This window comes from Streptomyces sp. NPDC031379 (assembly GCF_055569615.1).
In genome coordinates this window covers 39,924-60,220 of sequence record NZ_JBVIIT010000009.1, presented here as the reverse complement: position 1 = coordinate 60,220, position 20,297 = coordinate 39,924, and the positions used below count along the sequence as shown (strand labels likewise).

General features: G+C 71.4%; 18 protein-coding genes and 1 pseudogene. 5 read left to right on the top strand and 14 right to left on the bottom strand.

Annotated elements, in window-relative coordinates; genetic code table 11:
* Positions 1-100: 100 nt before the first annotated feature.
* Positions 101-481 (bottom strand): nuclear transport factor 2 family protein, encoded by a 381-nt coding sequence (locus ACZ5CW_RS15105; RefSeq protein WP_468601235.1) that lies wholly within the window; start codon positions 479-481, stop codon positions 101-103.
* Between the two features lie 302 nt (positions 482-783).
* Here ACZ5CW_RS15105 and ACZ5CW_RS15100 point away from each other — a divergent pair, with 302 nt between their 5' ends.
* Positions 784-3,066 (top strand): ATP-binding protein, encoded by a 2,283-nt coding sequence (locus ACZ5CW_RS15100; RefSeq protein WP_468601233.1) that lies wholly within the window; start codon positions 784-786, stop codon positions 3,064-3,066.
* A gap of 186 nt (positions 3,067-3,252) precedes the next feature.
* On the opposite strand, the gene ACZ5CW_RS15095 is transcribed toward ACZ5CW_RS15100, so the two are convergent.
* From ACZ5CW_RS15095 to ACZ5CW_RS15065, 7 genes and pseudogenes are all read right to left on the bottom strand, one after another.
* A complete protein-coding gene (locus tag ACZ5CW_RS15095) occupies positions 3,253-4,089 on the bottom strand; it encodes an alpha/beta fold hydrolase (protein ID WP_468601231.1) in 837 nt (278 codons plus the stop codon).
* Between the two features lie 235 nt (positions 4,090-4,324).
* Positions 4,325-5,560, bottom strand: a complete 1,236-nt coding sequence (locus tag ACZ5CW_RS15090) for an epoxide hydrolase family protein (protein ID WP_468601229.1) — start codon at positions 5,558-5,560, stop codon at positions 4,325-4,327.
* 100 nt (positions 5,561-5,660) lie between these two features.
* On the bottom strand, positions 5,661-6,119 hold the full coding sequence (locus ACZ5CW_RS15085; RefSeq protein WP_468601227.1) for a nuclear transport factor 2 family protein: 459 nt from the start codon (positions 6,117-6,119) through the stop codon (positions 5,661-5,663).
* A gap of 122 nt (positions 6,120-6,241) precedes the next feature.
* On the bottom strand, positions 6,242-7,084 hold the full coding sequence (locus ACZ5CW_RS15080; protein WP_468601225.1) for an alpha/beta fold hydrolase: 843 nt from the start codon (positions 7,082-7,084) through the stop codon (positions 6,242-6,244).
* Between the two features lie 142 nt (positions 7,085-7,226).
* Positions 7,227-7,490 (bottom strand): annotated as a pseudogene (locus ACZ5CW_RS15075) (epoxide hydrolase N-terminal domain-containing protein); the annotation flags it as partial.
* Positions 7,491-7,764: 274 nt separating this feature from the next.
* Positions 7,765-9,027, bottom strand: a complete 1,263-nt coding sequence (locus ACZ5CW_RS15070) for an MFS transporter (RefSeq protein WP_468601223.1) — start codon at positions 9,025-9,027, stop codon at positions 7,765-7,767.
* Positions 9,028-9,317: 290 nt separating this feature from the next.
* The gene (locus ACZ5CW_RS15065) at positions 9,318-9,920 is read right to left on the bottom strand and encodes a TetR/AcrR family transcriptional regulator (protein WP_468601221.1); all 603 of its coding nucleotides are present in this window, start codon (positions 9,918-9,920) and stop codon (positions 9,318-9,320) included.
* Positions 9,921-10,016: 96 nt separating this feature from the next.
* Between ACZ5CW_RS15065 and ACZ5CW_RS15060 the strand changes: the two genes are divergently transcribed.
* From ACZ5CW_RS15060 to ACZ5CW_RS15045, 4 genes are all read left to right on the top strand, one after another.
* Positions 10,017-10,793: a GNAT family N-acetyltransferase gene (locus ACZ5CW_RS15060; RefSeq protein WP_468601219.1), complete on the top strand. Its 777-nt coding sequence runs from the start codon at positions 10,017-10,019 to the stop codon at positions 10,791-10,793.
* Positions 10,794-10,828: 35 nt separating this feature from the next.
* The gene (locus ACZ5CW_RS15055; RefSeq protein WP_468601217.1) at positions 10,829-11,263 is read left to right on the top strand and encodes a nuclear transport factor 2 family protein; all 435 of its coding nucleotides are present in this window, start codon (positions 10,829-10,831) and stop codon (positions 11,261-11,263) included.
* Between the two features lie 830 nt (positions 11,264-12,093).
* Entirely contained in the window at positions 12,094-13,674 is a 1,581-nt protein-coding gene (locus ACZ5CW_RS15050) for an amino acid adenylation domain-containing protein (RefSeq protein ID WP_468601215.1), read from the top strand.
* Positions 13,664-14,731, top strand: coding sequence for a GNAT family N-acetyltransferase (locus ACZ5CW_RS15045; RefSeq protein ID WP_468601213.1), 1,068 nt, complete (start codon positions 13,664-13,666; stop codon positions 14,729-14,731). Before ACZ5CW_RS15050 ends, ACZ5CW_RS15045 begins: the two co-directional genes overlap by 11 nt.
* A gap of 361 nt (positions 14,732-15,092) precedes the next feature.
* Here ACZ5CW_RS15045 and ACZ5CW_RS15040 read toward each other — a convergent pair whose 3' ends face one another.
* From ACZ5CW_RS15040 to ACZ5CW_RS15015, 6 genes are read right to left on the bottom strand one after another with little or no spacing between them, the layout of a single operon-like run.
* The gene (locus ACZ5CW_RS15040; RefSeq protein WP_468601211.1) at positions 15,093-15,872 is read right to left on the bottom strand and encodes a class I SAM-dependent DNA methyltransferase; all 780 of its coding nucleotides are present in this window, start codon (positions 15,870-15,872) and stop codon (positions 15,093-15,095) included.
* A 38-nt stretch (positions 15,873-15,910) separates the two neighbouring features.
* A complete protein-coding gene (locus ACZ5CW_RS15035) occupies positions 15,911-16,873 on the bottom strand; it encodes a TIGR03560 family F420-dependent LLM class oxidoreductase (protein ID WP_468601209.1) in 963 nt (320 codons plus the stop codon).
* A 40-nt stretch (positions 16,874-16,913) separates the two neighbouring features.
* A complete protein-coding gene (locus tag ACZ5CW_RS15030) occupies positions 16,914-17,177 on the bottom strand; it encodes a phosphopantetheine-binding protein (RefSeq protein ID WP_468601207.1) in 264 nt (87 codons plus the stop codon).
* Between the two features lie 39 nt (positions 17,178-17,216).
* Entirely contained in the window at positions 17,217-18,221 is a 1,005-nt protein-coding gene (locus ACZ5CW_RS15025; protein ID WP_468601205.1) for an aldose epimerase family protein, read from the bottom strand.
* Between the two features lie 4 nt (positions 18,222-18,225).
* A complete protein-coding gene (locus ACZ5CW_RS15020; protein ID WP_468601203.1) occupies positions 18,226-18,870 on the bottom strand; it encodes a hypothetical protein in 645 nt (214 codons plus the stop codon).
* A gap of 9 nt (positions 18,871-18,879) precedes the next feature.
* Positions 18,880-20,250 (bottom strand): aldehyde dehydrogenase family protein, encoded by a 1,371-nt coding sequence (locus ACZ5CW_RS15015; protein ID WP_468601201.1) that lies wholly within the window; start codon positions 20,248-20,250, stop codon positions 18,880-18,882.
* Between the last annotated feature and the right edge of the window lie 47 nt (positions 20,251-20,297).

The following is a 20,297-nucleotide window of genomic DNA, read 5'->3' as shown; positions in this document are numbered from 1 at the left end:
ACGAGCGCCGGACGACCGGCGACCTGATCGGAGGGACCTGCCGGTCCCGGAATACGTGTGGGTACGGGGAGCTGGGCCGTGTGTTCGGCCGGGGCCTGGGTCAGGCCTGCAGCAGGGAGGCGGCGTAGGCGGGGTTGGTGTAGTCGCGCCAGGACGCGATCCGCCCGTCGCGCAGCTCGTAGACGGCCATGTTCATCACCGGGGCGAGCTTTCCGCCGGGCAGCGCGAGCCCGTGGATCTGCTCGGCGATGACGACGTCGCCGTCGACCGCCTGGTGCACGGTCTCGAACTTGACCTGCTCGAAGTTCGCGAACACGCCCTTCCACAGGGCGATCAGCGCGTCGCGCCCCTTGACCGGTGCGTCTCCGTAGTTGGTGAAGACGATGTCCTCGGCCAGGAAGGGGGCGAGGGCGTCGGCGTCCTTGGTGTTGAAGGTGTTCACGAAGTCGCGGACAAGTGTGCCGTTGTCGGTGGCAGCCATGGCAGGGGTCTCCTGGAGCGAAGTGTGTCGGTTGTCGTCGGCCCGGGGCCGCGATGGGGCCCCTGGATTCCGCCGGTACCGAGGGACCGTTGCGTGATGACGGCGAGCGTAGGACGCATTTTTTGGACCAGCAAGTCCAGGAATTTGGTCGACCGGCGATTCATCGGCTCCCGGTTCAGCACACGCTCACCAGTTGAGATGACCTTGTCGGTGTTCGAGCCACACCTGTTACCTTTTGCGACAGCCCGAGGCGTCGTCAGCGGCCCTCGGTGAGCGCGCCAGGGCACGGCTCGGGGTGAGAAATGGACGACAGGACGACGTTCGGCCGGTTGCTGCGTGAGGCGCGGCAGCGTTCGCTGCTGACACTGGAGGGTCTCGCCGAGGCCTCCGGAATCAGTGTCCGGGCCATCAGCGACATGGAACGCGGAAAGAGCCTGCCGCGCCAGGCCACGCTCGGCGAACTGATGGACGCCCTGGGCCTGGACGAGAACCGACGCAGACACCTCGTCCAGGCCGCGGCACGGCGCCCACGGCAGGCCCCGCGGCAACTGCCACCCGACCTGACGGTCTTCCGCGGCCGCGACCGAGCGCTGACGACCGTCCACGCACTCACCTCGCGTGTCGCCGAACTAGGAGGTCACGTCGTCATCTCCGCGATCGGCGGCATGGCCGGAATCGGCAAGACGACCCTCGCCGTGCACTGGGCGCACCAGGTCGCCGACCGCTTCCCCGACGGCCAGCTGTACGTGAACCTGCGCGGATTCGAGGACTCCGGCCGGCCGTTGGATCCCGGGGAGGCCCTCGGCGGGTTCCTCAGCGCACTGGGCGTGCCCAGCGGTGACATCCCGCGTGGTACCGAGGAGCGCAGTGCGCTGTTCGGGGAGCAGACGGCGTTTCGGCGGTTGATCGTCGTGCTGGACAACGCGCGCGACGCCGAGCAGGTCAGACCGCTGCTGCCCGCGTCGCCGGGGTGCCTGACCATCATCACCTCCCGCAACCGGCTCTCCGGCCTGGCCGCGACACAGGGGGCCACGCTGATCGGCCTGGACGTGTGGAGCGAGGCGGAGGCCCTGGCCGCGCTGGCCGCCCGGATCGGCGAGGAGCGGTGCCGGGCGGAGCCCGGGGCCGCCACCGAACTGGTCGAGCTGTGCGGGTACCTGCCGCTGGCGGTGGCCGTGGTCGGCGCGCAGCTGAGCGTGGCACCCGAGATGCCCCTGCGGTTCGCGGCACGTGAGCTGAACGAGGCCCGGCTGGACGCGCTGTCGACCGGTGACCGGCGGGCCGATGTCCGGGCCGTCTTCTCCTGGTCGTACCGGGCGCTCGCCGCCGAGACGGCACGGGTGTTCCGGCATCTGGCCCTGCACCCCGGGCCGGCGGCATCCGTCGAGGCCGCCGCCTCGCTCGCCGGCATCGGTACGGCGCAGGCCCGGCGGCACCTGCGCGAACTGGCCTCCGCCAGCCTGGTCTCCCGTGACGCCGACGGCCGTTACGTCCTGCACGACCTGGTCCGCGCCTACGGCATCGAACTCATCGAGCAGGAGCACGACGACCGCCTGGCCGCCGAGATCCGCTTCCTGGACTACCTGCGGCACAACGCGTACGCGGCCGGCCTGTACGTGTCCCGGTACAAGGCCGACCCGCCCGGTTCCGCAGCCGCGGGTGTCGTGCACGTCCCGGTCGGCAGTCGCGAGGAGGCGCTGGACTGGTACCGGCAGGAGGAGACGACCGCGGCCGCCGTCGTACGTGCCATCCAGGATCCCCGGCTGCTGCGTCACTGTGTGGATCTCGTACTGGAGTGGGTGGGCTACAACTCGGTCGTGGGCCGCTGGGCGGAGGAGATCTCGGTCGAGCGCATCGCGCTCGACGCGGCCCTCGTGCTCGACGACCCGGTCGCCGTCGTGCGAAGCGGCGCGAACCTGGCACGTGCCCTGGTCGAGACGGGCAACCCCGACGAGGCCGAAGAGCCGGTCGACATCATGCTCAGGCACATGCACCGGCTGGCCGAGGCAGACCGCGCCCGTGCCGAGTTGAACGTCTTCTGGTTGCGTGATCAGCAAAAACGACCCACCGACGCTCTGCGCCACGCACGCAACTCCCTGGCGCTCTACCGTGCTCTCCGGCAACGCGACAAGATCGCACGCGCACTCGCGGACGTGGGCTGGGCCCTGGCCCGACACGGCGACTACCGAGAGGCCATCGCCACGTGTGAGGAGGCGCTTCCCATGCTGCGGGAGGTGGGCGACCGCCGGAACGAGGCGGCCGCCTGGAGGGCCATCGGATTCGCCTGGCAGGGCCTGGGCGATCTCGACGCCGCCATCGCCGGCTACGAGAAGTCGCTGCGGCTCGTCGGGGAAGTCCTCGACGACTACGGCGAGGCGGAGGTGTGGGACCTTCTCGCGTCCGCCCAACTGGAGCGCGGAGACAAGGAACAGGCGCGGGAGAGCTGGACCCGGGCGGCCGACCTGTTCAGCGCCCTCCGCGTCGCACGCGCCGCAAAGATGCGGGCCAAGGCGCAGGCACTGCCGCGGGCGGAGCAGGCACTGCCGCGGGCGGAGGCCGGAGCGGCCGACCAGGCCGAGGGGTGACGTCGCGGCACGTGAGGGCCGACGAACTCCGACGGCGTCTTCGCCGAACGCCGGGAAGAGGCACAGGGGTTCGGTGCCGGCCCGGCGATACGCGGCACGTCTCCTGTCGAGGACCGGGGGCGCCGTGACTCCCGGGGGCTCCCGGGGGTCGGGGGGTCGAGAGGCACGGCGCCCCGTCAGATGCCGCTACTTGGCGAGGAACTCCAGCAGCGCCTTGTTCACCTCGTCCGCGTGGGTCCACAGCAGCCCGTGCGGCGCGCCCTCGATCTCGACGTAGTCGGCGGAGGGAAGGGCCGCGTGGAAGAGGCGGGCCGTGGACTCGACCGGCAGGATCCGGTCTGCGGTGCCGTGCACGATGAGCGCCGGGACGTCGATCTTGGGGATGTCCTGGCGGAAGTCGGTGCCCCAGGTCAGCGGAGCGGCAGCGGCAGCGTGGGCGCCGCCGCCCGCGGCGACGTTCCAGCTGTTGCGTACGGCCTCCTCGCTGATGCGCGTGCCCAGGTTCTCGTCCAGGTTGTAGAAGTCCTGGTAGAAGGCGGTGTAGTAGGCGTACCGGTCGGCCTTGACCGCGTCGGAGACGCCCTGGAAGAACTCCGCGGGCGCCGCGCCGGCCGGGTTGTCCTCGCTCTTGAGCAGGCACGGCTCCAGGGAGCCGAGGAAGGCGGCCTTGGCGATGCGCGCGGATCCGTAGGTGCCCAGGTAGCGGGCGGCCTCGCCGGTACCCATGGAGAAGCCGACGAGGACGGCGTCGCGCACGTCGAGCGTCTCCAGCACGGTGTTGAGGTCGGCGGCGAACGTGTCGTAGTCGTAGCCGGTGGTGGCCTGGCTGGACCGGCCGAAGCCGCGCCGGTCGTAGGTGATGACGCGGTAGCCGGCCGCCAGCAGGGCCGCCGACTGCTTCTCCCACGAGTGCCCGTCGAGCGGGAAGCCGTGGATGAGGACGACCGGCTGCCCGCTCCCGTGGTCCTCGTAGTACAGCTCGATGTCGGTGGTGTTCTCCTGGCCCACGGTGATGAACGGCATGCTGGTCCCTTTCGGATACGGCGGAACTGGGTCGCGAAGGCACAGGGCCGTCGCGCCGCGTCCAGGTTCACGGGTGCGGGCACGGCCGGGTAACCGTCCAATGACTCACGATCTCGGCACCGTCGCGCACACCACCGCACCGGAGCGGGGTGCCCGGCAGGCACGTCCGTACCAGCGCCCTCCGGGCAACGGGTTCAGTCACATGACTGTCCGCGCGCGCAGCCGTCGGCTCCGGTCAGCCGATCCTGCGGAACGTCTCGACGAGGTCGGAGGCGAACGCTTCCGGGTTCTCGTAGTGGACGAAGTGGCCGCCCCTCATGTGGGCGTTGACGTTGATCACGTTGAAGGAGCCGCGGGTGGGCCCGTTCTCGAAGGCGGCGATGCGCTCCTCGACGGTGTTGATGGCGGGCGGGTAGGCGTCGCCGAGGAGGAAGGTGAAGCCGGCCGGCGGTTCGACGACGGGCTGACGGTCGTGCGAGGGCACCCACGGGTAGCGCTCCGCGTTGCGGTACATGCGGATGGAGGTGCCGATGGAGTGGGTCACCCAGAAGATGGTGGCCTGGGTGAGGACGAAGTCGCGGGGGAACGACTCCTCGAAGTTGCCGCGCTTGTCGCTCCACTTCTTCCACCGCTTCAGCAGCCAGGCGAGCATGCCGATGGGCGAGTCGTTCAGGCCGTGGGTGAGGGTCGAGCCGTCCAGCATGTGAACGGCGACGTGGGAGGCGTAGGTGTTGACGAAGGTCTCCCAGCCCTCCCGCAGTTCGGGCGACGCGTCCTCGGGAAGCTTCGCGCCGTCGGTCAGGTCCCAGAACCGCTCGTTGGAGAACATCCCCGGTGGCAGGTCGTGACCGAAGTGGAGGCCGATGATGCTGTCGGCGTACTTGTGGCCGAGCGCGCTCGTGACGAGGGCACCGTAGTCGGAGCCGGCCGCGCCGTACTTCTCGTAGCCCAGCACTTCGGTCATGAGCTTGTGCATGATGTCGGCGATCTTCCAGTAGTTCAGATCGCCGCTGCCGACGGGGGTGGACCAGCCGAAGCCGGGCAGGTCCGGGATGATGACGTCGAAGGAGACGGACGGGTCCTTGCCGTGGGCGGCGGGGTCCGTCAGCGGGCCGATGAGCCCGTAGCTGAACTCGCCGGGCCACGGCCAGCCGGGGAGGACGATGAGGGGGATCGAGTCCGGCTTCTTGCCCCGCTCGTGCACGAAGTACACGGGTGTGCCGTCGATCTCGATCCTGTGCTGGTTGTAGGAGTTCAGCCGCTTCTCCTGCGCACGCCAGTCGAACCCGTCCGCCCAGTACTCCACGAACGGCTTGAGGTAGGCGGTGCTGATGCCGTAGTACTCCTCCTCGTTGTCCAGGTCGTCGAAGAAACGTGTCTTCTTCAGGCGGTCCTTGAGGTCGTCCAGGACGTCCTGGGGGACGTCGATCCTGTAGGGCTCGAGGGCGTCGGACTTGTCGCTGTTGGTCACGGCGATGCTGCTTTCATGTGGGAAGGGAAGAGGGACTGCCGCTCGGCGGGCGGGTGTCACCGCCTGCCGGGGCGAGGTGGGAAACGGGCCGCGGGGGCGGTCAGGCGGTGAAGTCCAGGCGGACCCGGGTCTGCTTCAGCTCGGCGATCCGCCAGGAGCCGTCGGTCTTGACGAATCGCGCGTGGTAGTGACCGAAGCCGTGCATGCCCCGGAAGGGAATGGTCTCGGACACCTCGGCGTCCTCCGGCCGGTTGACGATGTCCTCCATCGCGAACACGCCGTGGGCGGTGGTCGCCGAGTCGACGTCGATCTCGTCGGAGAACAGGTGGTGGATCAGGGTGACACCGGGGCCGCCGCTGGAGCCCACCGTGGCGGCGATCTCGTCCCGGCCCTCCATGCGCAGCCACACCGTTCCGTCCGGCTTGTGCGGGGTGAAGGTGCCGTCCGGCGTGAACAGCTTCGCCAGGTCGTCCCAGCGCTGGTGATCCGCGTACCGGACGTAGCGGGCCATCAGTCGGCGGAGTTCCTCGGTGGCACTGAGGCGCTCAATGGGTTCCATGATCGATCACCGTTCTTCCTGCGACGTGGGCCCGAACCATCTCTGGACCATTTGGTCCACTCATCATGCACCTCACGGATTGGACTAGCAAGTCCATAAATGGGGCGGCCGGCGAGCGGTCGTCAGTCGGTGCGGCCGCGGAAGGTGCGGCGCACGTCGTCGACCCATGCGTCGGGCACTTCCCAGAACACGAAGTGGCCCCCGCGCGGGTGTGCGGTGACGTTGACGTGGTTGAACCAGGGGGCGCGGGGGCTGTCCAGGAAGTCGTGGACCCGGTTCTCGGTACTCACGCCGGGCGGGTTCTCGAAGCCGACCAGGGTGATGCCGGTGGGCGCCTGGACCGGCGGGGTGAGGTCGTGGGACGGGGTCCAGGGGTAGCGGTTGGCGTTGGCGTACATCCGCATCGACGTGCTGATCGAGTTGGTGACCCAGTAGATCATCGCGTGGGTGAGCAACTCGTCCTTGGTGAAGGCGTTCTCGACGTCACCGTCGTTGTCGCTCCAGTTGGTCCAGTTAGTCCAGTTAGTCCAGCGTTCCAGGATCCAGGCGAGCATGCCGGCCGGGGAGTCGCTCAGCGCGTGGCCGAGGGTGCTGGAATCGAGGACGTGCACGGCGACGTGGGCGACGAAGCGCTTCTGGAAGGAGAGGATCCCGGCGCGGATCTCGTCGGGCGTGCCCTCGGGGATCGCCCTGCCTCCGGTCAGGTCCCATGCCCGCTCGCCGTTGAACATGTTCAGCGGGATCGGCGAGCCGACGTGGATGGCGTACAGCGACTCGTAGTACTTGTGGCCGAGCTGAGCGGTCACCATGGAACCCAGGTCGGAGCCCGTGGCGGCGTACTTCTCGTAGCCGAGGACCTCCGTCATCAGCTTGTGGAACAGGTCGGCGGCCTTCCAGAAGTTCATGTCCGGGTGGTCGGGCAGCGGCGTGGACCAGGCGAAACCGGGCACCGAGGGGACGATCACGTCGAACGCCTCGGCGGGGTCCGCGCCGTAGGCGCCCGGGTCGGCGAGCTTTGTCCATGATCCTCGAGGCGAACATGGGACCCCAGGGCCAGCCGGTGAGGACGAGCATGGGCTTGGGGTCGGGGCCGACGCCGGCCCTGCGCATGAAGTGGATCGGCACGCCGTCGACTTCGACCTTGTACTGCTCGAAGCGGTTGATCTCCGCTTCCGCCTTGCGCCAGTCGTACTCGTGGGTCCAGTAGTCGACCAGTTCCTTCAGGTACTCGCCGTCGACGCCGTAGTACCAGTCCCGGTTGCCCGCGTCGACGGAGAACCGGGTGCGCTCCAGGCGTTCCTTGAGGTCGGTGAGCACCTCGTCGGGCACGTGGATGGGGGTGGGGGTCAGCGGGAAGGGCTTGGATGACATGTCGTGCTTCTCTGCGTCGGCGAAGCGGGCGTGGCGGGCCCTCGGCTCAGGGATCTCGCCGAGGTCGGAACATGTCGCGGCAGTCGTGGATCCGCCCTCGTCACTGGACGTGCTCATCACCTAACGGGTGTGTCTCGTCCGGGGGGATCCGTCATGTGACTGGCGTCGATACGTGTGAGCGTGGACGAGCGTTTCGCCCGTCCTCTCAGGAACGGGAGGCCGGTGGTCTCAGGAACGGGAGGCCCGTGGTCTCAGGAACGCGAGGCCCGTGGTCTCAGGAACGGGAGGTCTGGGCGGCGGTTTCCGCGTTCTGGTCTGCGGCGAGGTGCCCGGCTTCCGGCTCCGCCTCCTGGTGGCCGGCGGGTATCAGCAGACACGAGGCGAGGCCGGCGACCGCGGCGGCGGCCAGCAGCAGGAAGACCGCGGTCCAGCCGCCTTCGCTCGGGTAGCCGCCCGCCCGGGTCGTCGAGGCGAGAACGGTGGTGACGACGGCCGCGCCGACCGCGCCGCCGATGGTGCGGATGTTGGCGTTCATCCCGCTGACGGCGCCGGTGTGCTCGGCGGGCACCGCGCGCACGACGAGCGCCGACAGTGCGGAAAGTCCGATTCCGAAGCCGGTGCCGCCCAGCGCGAGGACGGCCGCGATCTGCCAGGCTCCTCCGTGGAAGGCGGCCAGCAGCAGGAGGCTGACGACGACGGGAACGGAGCCGAGGACCAGCAGCACCTTGGCCGGTGTCCGGGTGGCGAGCGGACCGGCCATGACGCCGCTCAGGAACTGGGTGAGCGTCACCGGCAGGAAGATCAGGCCCGACAGGGTGATCGACTCGCCGAGCCCGTACCCGGTGGCCGTGGGCACCTGGAGGAACGTCGGGACGAAACCGAAGACCGAGTACAGGGTGAAACCGAAGAGGAACGAGGCGAGGTTCGCCGTCCAGACCGGGCGCATCCGGAAGACGCGCATGTCGATCAGCGGATGCCGGGACCGGTTCTCCCACCACACCCACGCGGCACCGACCACCAGGGAACCGGCGAACAGGCCGAGCGTACGCCCGGACGTCCAGCCCCATTCCTGGCCGAGGCTCAGCGGCAGCAGCAGGAGGACCAGCGTCCCGGCCAGCGTGGCGGTGGCTCCCGCGTTCAGCCCTCCGGCCGCCCGCGCACCGCCGGAACGCGGCAGGAAGAGGAACAGGGCGAGCGCGACCAGCCCGTTGGCGACGGCGGGCAGCCAGAACAGCCACGCCACCCCGAGGGAGGAGACGATCGGGCCGGCCACCAGCACCCCGAGCGCCCCGCCGACCGAGCTGACGGCCGCGATCGTGCCGACCGCCGTGCCCACCCGGTGCGGGGGCACCATGTCGCGCACGAGGCCGAAGGCCAGGGGCAACGTGGCGCCTCCGGCACCCTGCAGCACGCGGCCCGTGACCAGCACGGGGAGACTGGTGGCGAGGGCCCCGACCACACTGCCCAGAGCGAGCAGCGCCAGCACCGCTACGAGAACCCGCCGCTTGCCGACCTGGTCACCGAGCCGACCGAGCACGGGAGTGAGAACGGCACTGGCGAGCAGGAAGCCTCGTGAGCACCCATCCCACCCCCAGCCGGCTCGTGTGCACGTGGTCGCGCAGTGCTTCCAGACCGGGGTTCACCACCGACTGGACCAGGGCGTACGAGACGGAGGCGACCGCAAGGAGCACCAGCGAGGTCCGCACCTCTCCCTTTCGGGAGGAATGTTCCGGTACCGCGGGGTCAGCAGGGTTGCCCGAGTCATGTTTGGACTTCATGGTCCAACCATGACCCTTCATTATTGGACTCGCAAGTCCAATCTTGGTTTCACGCCGTCGCGGCCCCGGCACCCACGGGCCGCAGCGGGCTGATCGCCTCCGCCAGCGCCGCCTCCAGGTACTCCGTACGCCCGGTCGCCTGGAGCATGACGACCCCACCCTGAACGGCCGTCAGGATGCTGCGCGCACGACCGAGCGACGCGTCCCGTTCACCGGAGGTCACCGTCTCCACACCGCGCAGCAGGGCCGCCTCCCACTGGTCGAAGAGAGAGGAGACGATCTCGCGCGCCTGCGCAGAGGACTTGCCCAGTTCGGCGGTGAGACTCCCGAGCGGACACCGCTGCCCCAGCTCCGCGTAGTGCGCCAGCACCGCGCGCCGCCACTCCTGCCAGGACTCCCATGTCGACAGATCACCCAGGAACGGCTGCTGGGCCTCCAGGACCTGCCCGGCCTCGTACTCGGCGACGGCCACGAGAACGTCGGACCGGCCCTCGGGGAAGTAGTGGAACAGCTGGCTCTTGCTGGTCGCCGTGGCCGCCCGCACATCGTCGAGCGTCGTCTCGGCGATCCCCTTCTCCCTGATCAGAAGCGCCGCGGCGGCAACGATGCGCTGCCGGGTCGCCCTGCCCTTCGCAGTCAATCCCTTGTTCATCCTTCCATCATCCCACACGATTGGACCTTGCGGTCCAGCAATGAGCGCCGAGCCGGTCGCCCATGTCACACATGTGACCGCTATAGACTCACACGTATGACAAATGACGATGTGGTTCTCGGGGCCGCTCAGGCCTTTCAGGGGGCGGTGGAGGCACTCGCCGGCGCCGCCCCGAACGGGTATCACGAGCGCGGTAGCAACGGCGCTCTCCTGGCCACCACCGGTTCGCTGATTCCCGCGCTCAACGGGGTCATGAGCACGGATGCCTCGCCGGACAAGGCGGAGATCGCCCAGCTCTGCGACGCGGCCGAGGCACACGTCCAGGGACTGCCCTGGAGCATCCGGCTGCGCGGCGAGCCGGAGGACGGCATCGTCGCCGTCGCCGCCGGCCACGGACTCACGACACGCACGCGACAGCCTTTCATGCTGCTGCGGCTGGAGGGCGACCCGGCCGACCGCCGGCCCGCCCAGGGGCCGGCGTCCGTCCGTCCGCTGCGCGACGACGAGCACGAGGTCCTCGCCGAGGTCCTCGGCGCCGCGTTCGGCGCTCCGCCCGCGATCATCACCAGCCTCTATACGCCCCTGATCCTCTCCCAGCCCTTCGTCCGCGCGTACGTCGCCGAGGTGGACGGTGTGCCCGCCGCGGCCGGCATGGCCATCGTCACCGAAAAACACGTCGGGCTCGCCAACATCGGCACCCGGCCCGAGAACCGACGGACCGGTCTCGGCCGGGCCGTCACCGAGAGGATCCTGCGGGACGGCCACGCCGCCGGAGCCCGCACCGCGTACCTCCACGCCAGCGACGAAGCGGTGTCACTCTTCGAACAGGCCGGCTTCCGCACGGCGGAGTTCTGGACGTTCCTCACGGCCTGAGGACCGACGTTTCCCTGATGGTGAAAGGGTTTGCCATGACAGCAGCAGCCGCCGCTCGGGAGATCGAGAACCTGATCGCCGAGTACGCAGAACTGGTCGACACCGGCGACCTGGCCGGTGTGGGCCGGCTCTTCGCCGACGGTGTCTTCATCGGAGGTGACGGCAGCCGGTTCGAGGGCAGCGAGGCCGTCGAGAACATGCTGCGAGAGCGCACGATCCGCCACGCCGACGGCACACTGCGCACCCACCATGTCACCACCAACATCCGCATCGACGTCGACGACCGGGCCGCCACGGCCACCGCACGGTCCTACCTGACGATCTTCCAGGCCGTGCCCGAACTGCCGCTCCAGCCGATCGCGGCGGGCCGCTACCGTGACCGCTTCGACCTGCGGGAGGGCGCATGGCGGTTCGCGGAACGCCGGGTCACCGTGCACATGGTGGGGAACGTCAGCCATCATCTGCGCTGACAGCCCTCACGGGCGCTGACCCGGGCCCGAAGGGCGGCGGCCGTCCTCGTCCACGGCGGGATGACGAGGACGACCGCCTGTCTCCGTCACCGGACGGCCGGGGTGGCGGCCGCCGTGATCGGGAGTCTCTCCACCGAAGTAACGGTTGTACGGAGGGCCGCGGTTCACCGCAGTGGTCATCACGCGGTAATCGGCGGGGCATCCGTACGTTCCGGTTGCTTGTCGTGCGGTTACCGGGCTGCGCCCGGGGCGCGGTTAGGGTCGGCGTGAACGTGCCGGCCGATCCTGCGAGGTGCACGAGCGATGCTCTATCCGGAAGCCGGAGCCGACGACGTCACCTCCCGACCTCGATCGCCCCGCCCGGAGATACGGGTTCCGCGGCACCCGGAGCCAGGCTTCGTGACCGCGTCCGACCAGGCGCACGCCCGGCTCGCGCGTCGGCCGGCCGCTTCACCGACGACACGAATGCCGACGCCGCGTGTTGCGGCGAGGCGTGTTCCGGTGACGCGTGTTGCGGCGAGGCGTGTTCCGGTGACGCGTGTTCCGGTGACGCGTGTTCCGGCGATGTCAGCGACGGAACGGGGGCTCCCGGCCGGGCGAGCGGGGACCGAGGGGGCCCACGGCTCGTGACGCCGGGGCACGGCGTCGTCCGGTGGGGCGGGCTCGAGCCGCTCGAGCGCGGTGGCGCACCTGAAAGGGCCCGGCGAAGTCGTCCGCGGCCCGATGCGACCCGGCGGGGCACATGTGACACCGTCCGCCCGCGATGAACCGTGCGCGCACCGGCGCCGGAGGGAGCGCAGACGTCACTTGACGAGAAAGAAGGAGGTGGCATGACACGTATCGACGCGCTGGTGAGCGCCCAGGCCGCGCGCAGTCCGGACGCGATCGCGATCGTGTTCGGCGAGCGGAGACTGACCTATCGGGCACTGGAGGAACGGTCCAACCGGGTCGCGCACGCCCTGCGTGCCCAGGGGCTTCGCCCGGACGACCGAGTGGGCCTCCTGGTCCCGAAGAGCCCCGAGCTGGTGGTGTATCTGCTCGCCGTGCTCAAGGCCGGCGGGGTCTGCCTGCCGCTGGACACGGCGTCTCCGGTCGGGCGGCTGGCCTCCATCGTGCGTCAGGCGGCTCCGTGCCGGCTGATCGCGGACGGCGACCGCGCCGCCAAGGCGGACGAGTTGACGGCCGCCGCGGCAGGCGCGGTGGCGGAGGTCCTCCTGCCGGGCACCTCGGCCGCCGTCTCCTCCGCCCCGGCCACCCGGCCCGAGCCCGCGCCGGGCCCCTCCGGTGTCGCCTACCTCCTGTTCACGTCCGGCTCGACAGGCCTGCCCAAGGGCGTACCGCTCACTCACACGTCCATCACCCACTACGTGACCTGGGCGAACGAACACTTCGGGCTGACACCTGACGACCGGGTCCCCTGCCACCTCCAGCTGCACTTCGACGGCTCCCTGTGGGATCTGTACGGCCCGCTGACCTCAGGCGCCGAACTGCACCTCGTTCCAGCGGGGGCGAGCCTGCTGCCGACCACGCTGGCCGAGTTCATCCGCACCTCGCGGCTGACCCAGTGGATGTCGGTGTCGTCGGTGCTCAGCGCGATGGCACGGCACGACGTACTGAAGCAGGACGACTTCCCGCAGATGCGGCGGGTGCTGTGGGGCGGCGAGGTCCTCCCGCCCCAGGACCTGGCGTACTGGATGCGGCGCCTTCCCCACGCGCGGTTCACGGGACTGTACGGCCCGACGGAGACCACCCTCGCCAGCGCCTTCTACCCCGTGCCGGGCCTGCCGGACGACCGTCCGGTGCCGATCGGGACGCCGGTGCCCGGCGAATGGGTGGACGTCGTCGACAAGGAGTTCCGGCCGGTCCCGGACGGCGAGGTGGGCGAACTGGTGATCGGCGGGGCGGGGTTGAGCCCCGGCTACTGGCGGGACCCGGAGCGGACGGCACACTCGTTCGTGGAGCTGCCGCCCGGCTCGGGCCGACGCGTCTACCGCACCGGTGACCTGGGCAGCCGCGATCAGGACGGCGTGCTGCACTTCCACGGCCGGGCCGACCGCCAGGTCAAGGTCAACGGTCATCGGGTGGAGCTGGACGAGGTGATGACCAAGCTGCTCGCGCTGCCCGAGATCGAGAGCGGCGCCGTGGTCGCCGTACCCGACGCCACGGGGGGCCCGCTGATATGCGCCGCCTACCGCCCGCACGCCGGCACGAGGCTCACGTCGGCCCAGGTGAAGACCCTGCTGGCCCGGACGGTGCCCGGATACATGCTTCCGGCACGGTGGCAGGCGGTCGAGTCGCTGCCCGTGAACACCAACGGAAAGATCGATCTCCGGGCGCTGGAGCGTGCCTTCGCCGCCGCGGAGACGGAGACGGAGACGGAGACCCGGACGGAGGCCTTCGGTGCCCGGTAGCGTCGGCATGCCCACCGGACTGCTGCTCGCCGGATACACGGCACGGGACCGCGAGGACGTCGCGGACTTCCAGGACTCGCTGTGGCTCGGCGGCACGAGCGGCAACCTGGCCTATACGGACTGGAAGTACGCCACCAACCCGTACCTCGACGACCGGTACGTCGTACTCGCCCGCGAGGGCCGCGACATCGTCGGCATGGTGGGGGTGTTCGGGTCGCGCTGGGAGGCGGCGGGCGAACGCTTCACCCTGCCGTGCCTGACGGACACCGTGGTCGCGCCCCGCTACCAGGGCAGCCCGCTGTTCATGACCTTGCTGGAAGAGGTGCTGCGCCGGCTGCGCGCGGACGGCGTCCCCTGGTTGCTGGACTTCGGCGACCAGGGCGCCGGCCCGGCGATGCTGCTGAACGGCTGGCGGTCGGTCGGGCCGTGGGCGCAGGCGGTGCTGCGCCGTGCGAGGCCCCTCGTCGCCGACCGCCGCTGGTCCGACCTGCCCGTGGTGCACGGCAGCCGCTCCGGCCTGCCCCTCCGGCCTCTGCCCGGTGTCGACGCCGCGCACATGGCAGATCTGGCCATGCGCCTGCCCGCCAGGGACGGGGCCCGGGTCCGCCTGGTGCGCGAGCCTGCCTACTTCCGCTGGCGGGCGGCCAATCCGCTGGCGCGGTACTTCCATCTGGTGGCGGGTGACGGGCCGGTCCAGGGCTATCTCATCGGTCACCGGTCGGGCGTCGACACCGACGACGGCCGGACGCCGACGACGATCGTGGACTGCGAGGCCGCGTCCGACGAGGTCTTCGCCGACCTGGTGGAGGCCGCGTACGGCCGGCTGCCGGGTACCGAGGTGGTGATGTGGGTACGGGACCTGCCCGCCGCCCGGATCGAGGTGCTGCGCACCTTGGGCGCCCAGCTGGACGAGCCCACCGGCCGGTTCACCACGGACATCCACCTTCCCGGCCTGATGGTCCGCCCGACCGGTGCCGAGACGCCGCCTGCGCTCGCGGAACTGGACCGGCCCGGCCTGTGGGACCTGCGCGGCGTGTCCGGCCGCGCGTGGCGCTGAGGCGTACGGTGCGCCAGCCCTCCGGCCGCGCGCGGCACTGACCCAGAGGAGCGGCAGCCCTTCGGCCACGCCCGGCGCGGACCCACCGGTGCGACAACCGCTCGGCCGCACGTGGCGAGTACGACAGCCGCACGGCCGCGTGTGGCACTCACCCACGGGAGCGACAGCCCTCCGGCCACACGCGGCACTCACCCACCGGTGCGACAGCCGCACGACCGCGCACGGCACTCACCCCACGAGCGCGGCCACCGCTCGGCCTCGGGAGGGAGACCCTCGTGAGGGCGAGTGGTGGGCGTGCGGGCCGGAGGCCGCCAGGGGTCCGCGACGGGGGCCGGAGGAGGCGTCGTCGCGGGTGCCCGGATCAGGCGGACGTGGGGCGCACGGCGCGGTAGAGGGTGCGGCAGGGCACGGTGGTGCGCGAGCAGGACCCCGACTCGCAGTTGAGGTAGGCGGCTTCGAAGTCGTGCGCGGACGGGACCAGTCCGGCCGCCGTGAGTGCCGCCGTCACCTGCCCGGCGTCGTACTCCCAGCTGCGCAGCGTCTGGTCGACGCGCCGGCTGTCCGGCCCGGCCCCCACCACGCCGGAGACGCGCAGCATTCCGGTGCGGGCGTCGTCGTCCCACACACCGCGCTTGACGACGACGGCCGCGGGCTCGTCGGTCAGCGTGACGTTGTTCCAGTGGCGGAAGTGCGACGCGGTGAACAGGTCGAAGACGAACTCGCCGCCCTCGAGCAGCGCCTCGCGCACCGCCGTGAAGCACCGCGTCAGCTCCTCGACGGACCCCAGGTGGTTGAGGGCGCCGTCCAGGCACACACATGCCGCGGCCTCGCTCGGGACCCGGAAGGTGCGTGCGTCGGCCTCCAGGAGGGTCAGCGCGCCGCTGTCGATGGCGGGGGCGAGCTTCTCGCGCGCGATGTCCAGCATGGCGGCGGAGCCGTCCACGCCGGTGACCCGCCATCCGGCGCCGCTCAGGACGTCCGCGGTCACGCCGGTGCCGCAGCACAGGTCGATCACGGACCGGGCCGGCAGTTGCCGTCGGTTCAGGTGGTCCAGGAGCCGGGTGGAGAAGGCGTGGGTCCATCCCGTGTACTGGTGGTCGAAGAAGGACGCGAAACCGTCCTTGTAGTAGTAGTTCCCCATGTCGGGCCTTCCGTGAGTCTTCCGTGATTCGCTGGTCGTCAGCGGGCCGCGTGGGCGCGCAGCGCGGGGGCGACGTGCCGGACGAAGAGTTCGCAGGTGTGCCAGTCGACCGGCGGCCGGGCGCCGAGCAGGAAGTCGCGGACGCCGAGGTCGAGGTAGGGCCGCAGCCGCTCTACGCACTGCTCGGGGGTGCCGACGACCACGTACTCCGACCACACCGGCGAGTCCGCACCGAGCCGCCACCGCACCTCCTCGGCACGGGCCTGGGCCGCTCGCTCGTCCTCGGCGAGTACGGCCCTGAACGTCACGGACTTGCGGATGCTCCCGGGATCGCGTCCCACGTCGGCGCAGTGCTTGCGCAGGACGCCCAGCTTGTGCCGGTAGAGGTCCGGGGTGCCGGCGAGGGTGTTCCAGACGTCGGCGTGTTCGGCGACGATGCGCAGCATCCGCTTCTCGCCCTCGCCGCCGATCACCAGCGGCACGTGCGGCTGGAGGGGCTGGGGCTCCAGGTGGGCGTCACGGAGCCGGAAGTGCCGGCCCTCGAAGGTCACGGCCTGCCCGGTCCACAGCTTCCGCAGCACGTGGCACGCCTCGTCCAGCATGTCCAGCCGGGTGCCGGCCGGCGGGAAGGGGATGCCGTACTGCTCGTAGGCGAGGTCCGGACCGGCCGCGCCGACGCCGAACTCCAGGCGGCCGTTGGATATGTGGTCCACGGTCGCCGCGGCCGCCGCGGCCAGCGCGGGGTGGCGCCAGGTCACCGCCGAGACCAGCATGGCGCAGCGGATGCGGCTGGTGCGCGCGGCCAGCGCCGAGAGCAGGGACAGGCCTTCGAAGCACGGTCCGGCGGGGCCTCCCAGGGGCGGCCGGAAGTGGTCGAAGAGGGACACCCAGTCGTAGCCGAGTTCCTCCGCCCGCTGCCACAGGTCGAGTACCTCGCCGAAGCCGCGGTACTGCTGGCCCGAGTGGAGGCCGACTCGGACGGCGTCTTGGTCGATCCGCATGAATCTCCGTCGTGTACAAGGGTCCGTGAGGGGAGGCGGCTCAGGTGGCCGGCGGTTCGCGCAGTGCGCGTACGGCGTCGGTGAGGGTGCGGATGGTGCGGAAGACCTCGGGCGTCACCTGGTCCGCGGGGAACCGGACGGCGAGGGACTCCTCCACGTCGACGAGCAGAGCGGCGACGCCGAGCGAGGTCAGGCCCAGCGACTTCAACTCGGTGTCCGGGGCCGGGACCGGGCCGTCCGCGCCGGTGCGGCGGTGTACGGCCTGGGCGACGGCGTGCAGGAGGGGATCGGTGGGTGCGTCCATGCGTGGGAGGTCCTCCCCGTGGTGGGGCCTGCCGGAGCTTCAGGCGGCCGAGAAATGGTGGACGGTGTGGTGGCGGTAGACCTGGCCGGGGTCGAGCCGGACCGAGGGGTAGTCGTCGCGGTTGGGCGCGTCGGGCAGAGCCCCGGCCTCCAGGCAGATGCCGGAACGCCGCCGCCCCGTGAACCCGTCGGCCGTGTACACCCCCAGGGCCGGCTGGTCGGTGACGACGCGCATGGTGCGGCCCGACGCGGGGTCGTGGAGCACGGCGGCCCACGCCGGGTCGTCCAGGACGAAGCAGTTGTCCAGCACCTGGCCCTGCAGACTCCGCGGCGCACGGTGGTCGAGCCGGCTGCCGGTGATGTCCGAGGGCGGTCCGGGCAATGGGACCAGCGCGTCGTCGAAGACCGTCGTACGGGTGGCGTTGACCGCGAGCCGGTGGCCGTCGACCGTGCCGGAACCGGCCAGGTTCCAGAACGCGTGGTTGGTCAGGCTCACCACCGTGCTCGCCGTGGTCATGGCCCGGTACGTGAAGGACAGCCGGCCCTCGGGCGCCACCTCGTAGACGATCTCGGCGGACAGCGCGCCGGGGTATCCCTGGTCTCCGTCCGGGCTGTCCAGGCTGAGCCGCAGGGCGACGGCGTCGCCGTGGTGCTCGGGCCGCGCCTGCCACACGTACCGGTCGAAGCCGGCGGTGCCGCCGTGGATGTGGTGCCGCCCGTCGTTGCGGTCGAGCCGGTGTTCCACGCCGTCGAGCCGGAACCGGCCGTTCGCCACGCAGCGGCAGTACCGGCCGACGACGCAGCCCACGTAGGGGTTGCGCGCCCGGTCCTCGTAAGCGGCGAGGTCCGGCAGGCGCACCACGACGTTCTCCGGACGGCCCTCGCGGTCGGGCACCAGGACCTCGACCAGGCCGGCACCGTAGGTCCAGACGGTGACGGCGAGGCCCGCGCCGGTGTCCAGGGTGTAGGCGTCCACGCGGGCAGGTCCCTGACCCGCGTGCCCCGCCGTGTGGCCGACCGTCTCCCGCCGTATCGTCGCCGCCATGTCGTCAGCCCTCCTGACCGGCGTCGGCGGCGATCCGCCCTAACGTCCTCGGGCCGTCGGCGGCAGGCTGCGGGAAAACCGGCGCGCCGGCCGGCCGCGCCCGCCGTGACAGGGTTTTCTGCACGTGGGCGCGGCGCCTGCCGTCGCCGTCGTCGAGCGTGGGGCCGTACTGCTCGAAGCCCAGCAGGGACAACAGGGACCGCGTGGCGCTCAGGTCCGGGTTGATCTGGGCGCGCAGCACGTCGCCGCCCATCTCCGTCGCCGCCTCCACGGCCCGGCGCACACACTGCACACCCACCAGGGAGTCCGCCGTCAGCCAGACCGGGGCGACGGCCAGCCGGCACAGGTACACGGCGCGTTCGGCGGGCGGGTAGGCGGTGGCGTCCGTGCCGGACGGCGGCCGCCGGGTGAGCGTGAACATCCCGGCCGGTTCCCTGCCGTGCCGCAGGAGCCGTACCGCTCCGGACGCCACCAGGTGCCGGGTGGTCTCCGCGTTGCGTCCGGGTGCGGGAGTGCCGGACGCCGCCGCCTGCCGGGCGTCGCACGCGCACAGCAGCGCGTGCGCCTCGTCGGCGTCCGAGGCCGTCTCCCAGCGCCACGCCGGGGTGTTCCGCGCGGGGGAGGGAGGCTGGGTGTCTGCCGCTGTCATGGGGCCTCCTCAGGATCCGAGCCGGACGGTGACGGTCTTGGGGCGCTGGTACTCGGTGAGGGCGAGGATGCTCAGGTCCGTGCCGTGCCCGGAGCCGCCGCGCCCTCCGTGCGGGAGTTCCGGGGTCTGCTCGAGGTGGCAGTTGACCCACACCTCCCCGGCGTTCAGCGCACCGGCGAGGCCGAGCACGGTCCCGGTCTCCCCTCCCCACACGCTCGCGGCGAGCGCCTGCGGCACGGAGTTGGCCAGCGCCACCGCCTCCTCGGGCCCGGCCGCGGCCTGCACGGTGAGGACCGGTGCGAACACCTCCTCGCGCACCGCCGGGTCGTCGGGCGGCAGGTCGGCCAGGACGCGGCCCGGCCGCCAGTGGCCGTTCTCCTCGCCGGGGCCCGGCGCGAGACCGGCGACCTGATCGACGCGTGCCGCGCTGGCGCCGATGATCCGGTCGTAACGGGCCGCCTGGTCGGCGTTGTTGAGCGGGCCGAAGTCGGCGCCGGCCCGCCGGGCGCTCATCGCCTTGGCCAGTTCCTCGACGACCCGGTCGTGGTTGCTCCGCAGGGTGATGACACGGGCCGGTGCCGCGCAGCTCTGTCCGGCGTTGTAGGTGGCGGCCCGGACGAGCGCGTCGCAGGTGTCCGCGGGGGCGTCCGGCAGCACCACGGCGGGGCAGTTGCCGCCGAGTTCCAGGCTGAGCCGGCGCAGTCCCGCGCGGGCGGCCACGTCCCGGCCGCCCGCCTCGCTGCCGGTGAACGCCACCGCGTCGACGCCGGCCGTCACCAGCAGTCGGCCGGTGCCGCGGTCGCCCGGGACCGTCCGCAGCACGTCCGGCCCCAGGGTCTCGGCCGCGTCCCGTGCCAGCAGCAACGCGGTGTCCGGGGTGCTCAGGGCCGGCTTGAGCACCACCGTGTTCCCGGCGGCGAGTGCGGGGCCGATGCGCCAGGCGGCCATCATCAGGGGGTAGTTCCAGGGCACGACGGCCCCGACGACGCCCAGCGGTTCCCAGCGCACCCAGCTCTCCCGGCCGGGCAGACGCCGGCCGGCCGCGGGCCCGGTGTCGGTGCGCAGCGCGCCTGCGTAGAAGCGCAGCAGGTCGGCGCACTGCTCCACCTCGGCGGCCGCCTCCGCGGCGGGCTTCCCGGTGCCGGCCCGCTCGGCCGCCGCGTACTCGTCGGCCCGCTCCTCGACGAGATCGGCGAACCTGAGGAGCCGCCGGGCCCGGTGCCGGGGTGTCAGCGCGGCCCAGACGGGCTGCGCGGCCCGGGCGCCGGCCACGGCGGCGGTGACCTCGGGCTCGCGTCCGGGGGTGACGTGCCGCCGCTCGCGTCCGGTGCGGGGGTCGGTCAGGGCGACGGTGGTCTGCGGCTCTGGCGTCCGTGACATCGTGAGGTGCTCCTCGGCTGCGTCGTGGGTGGAGGGGTGGCTGCCCC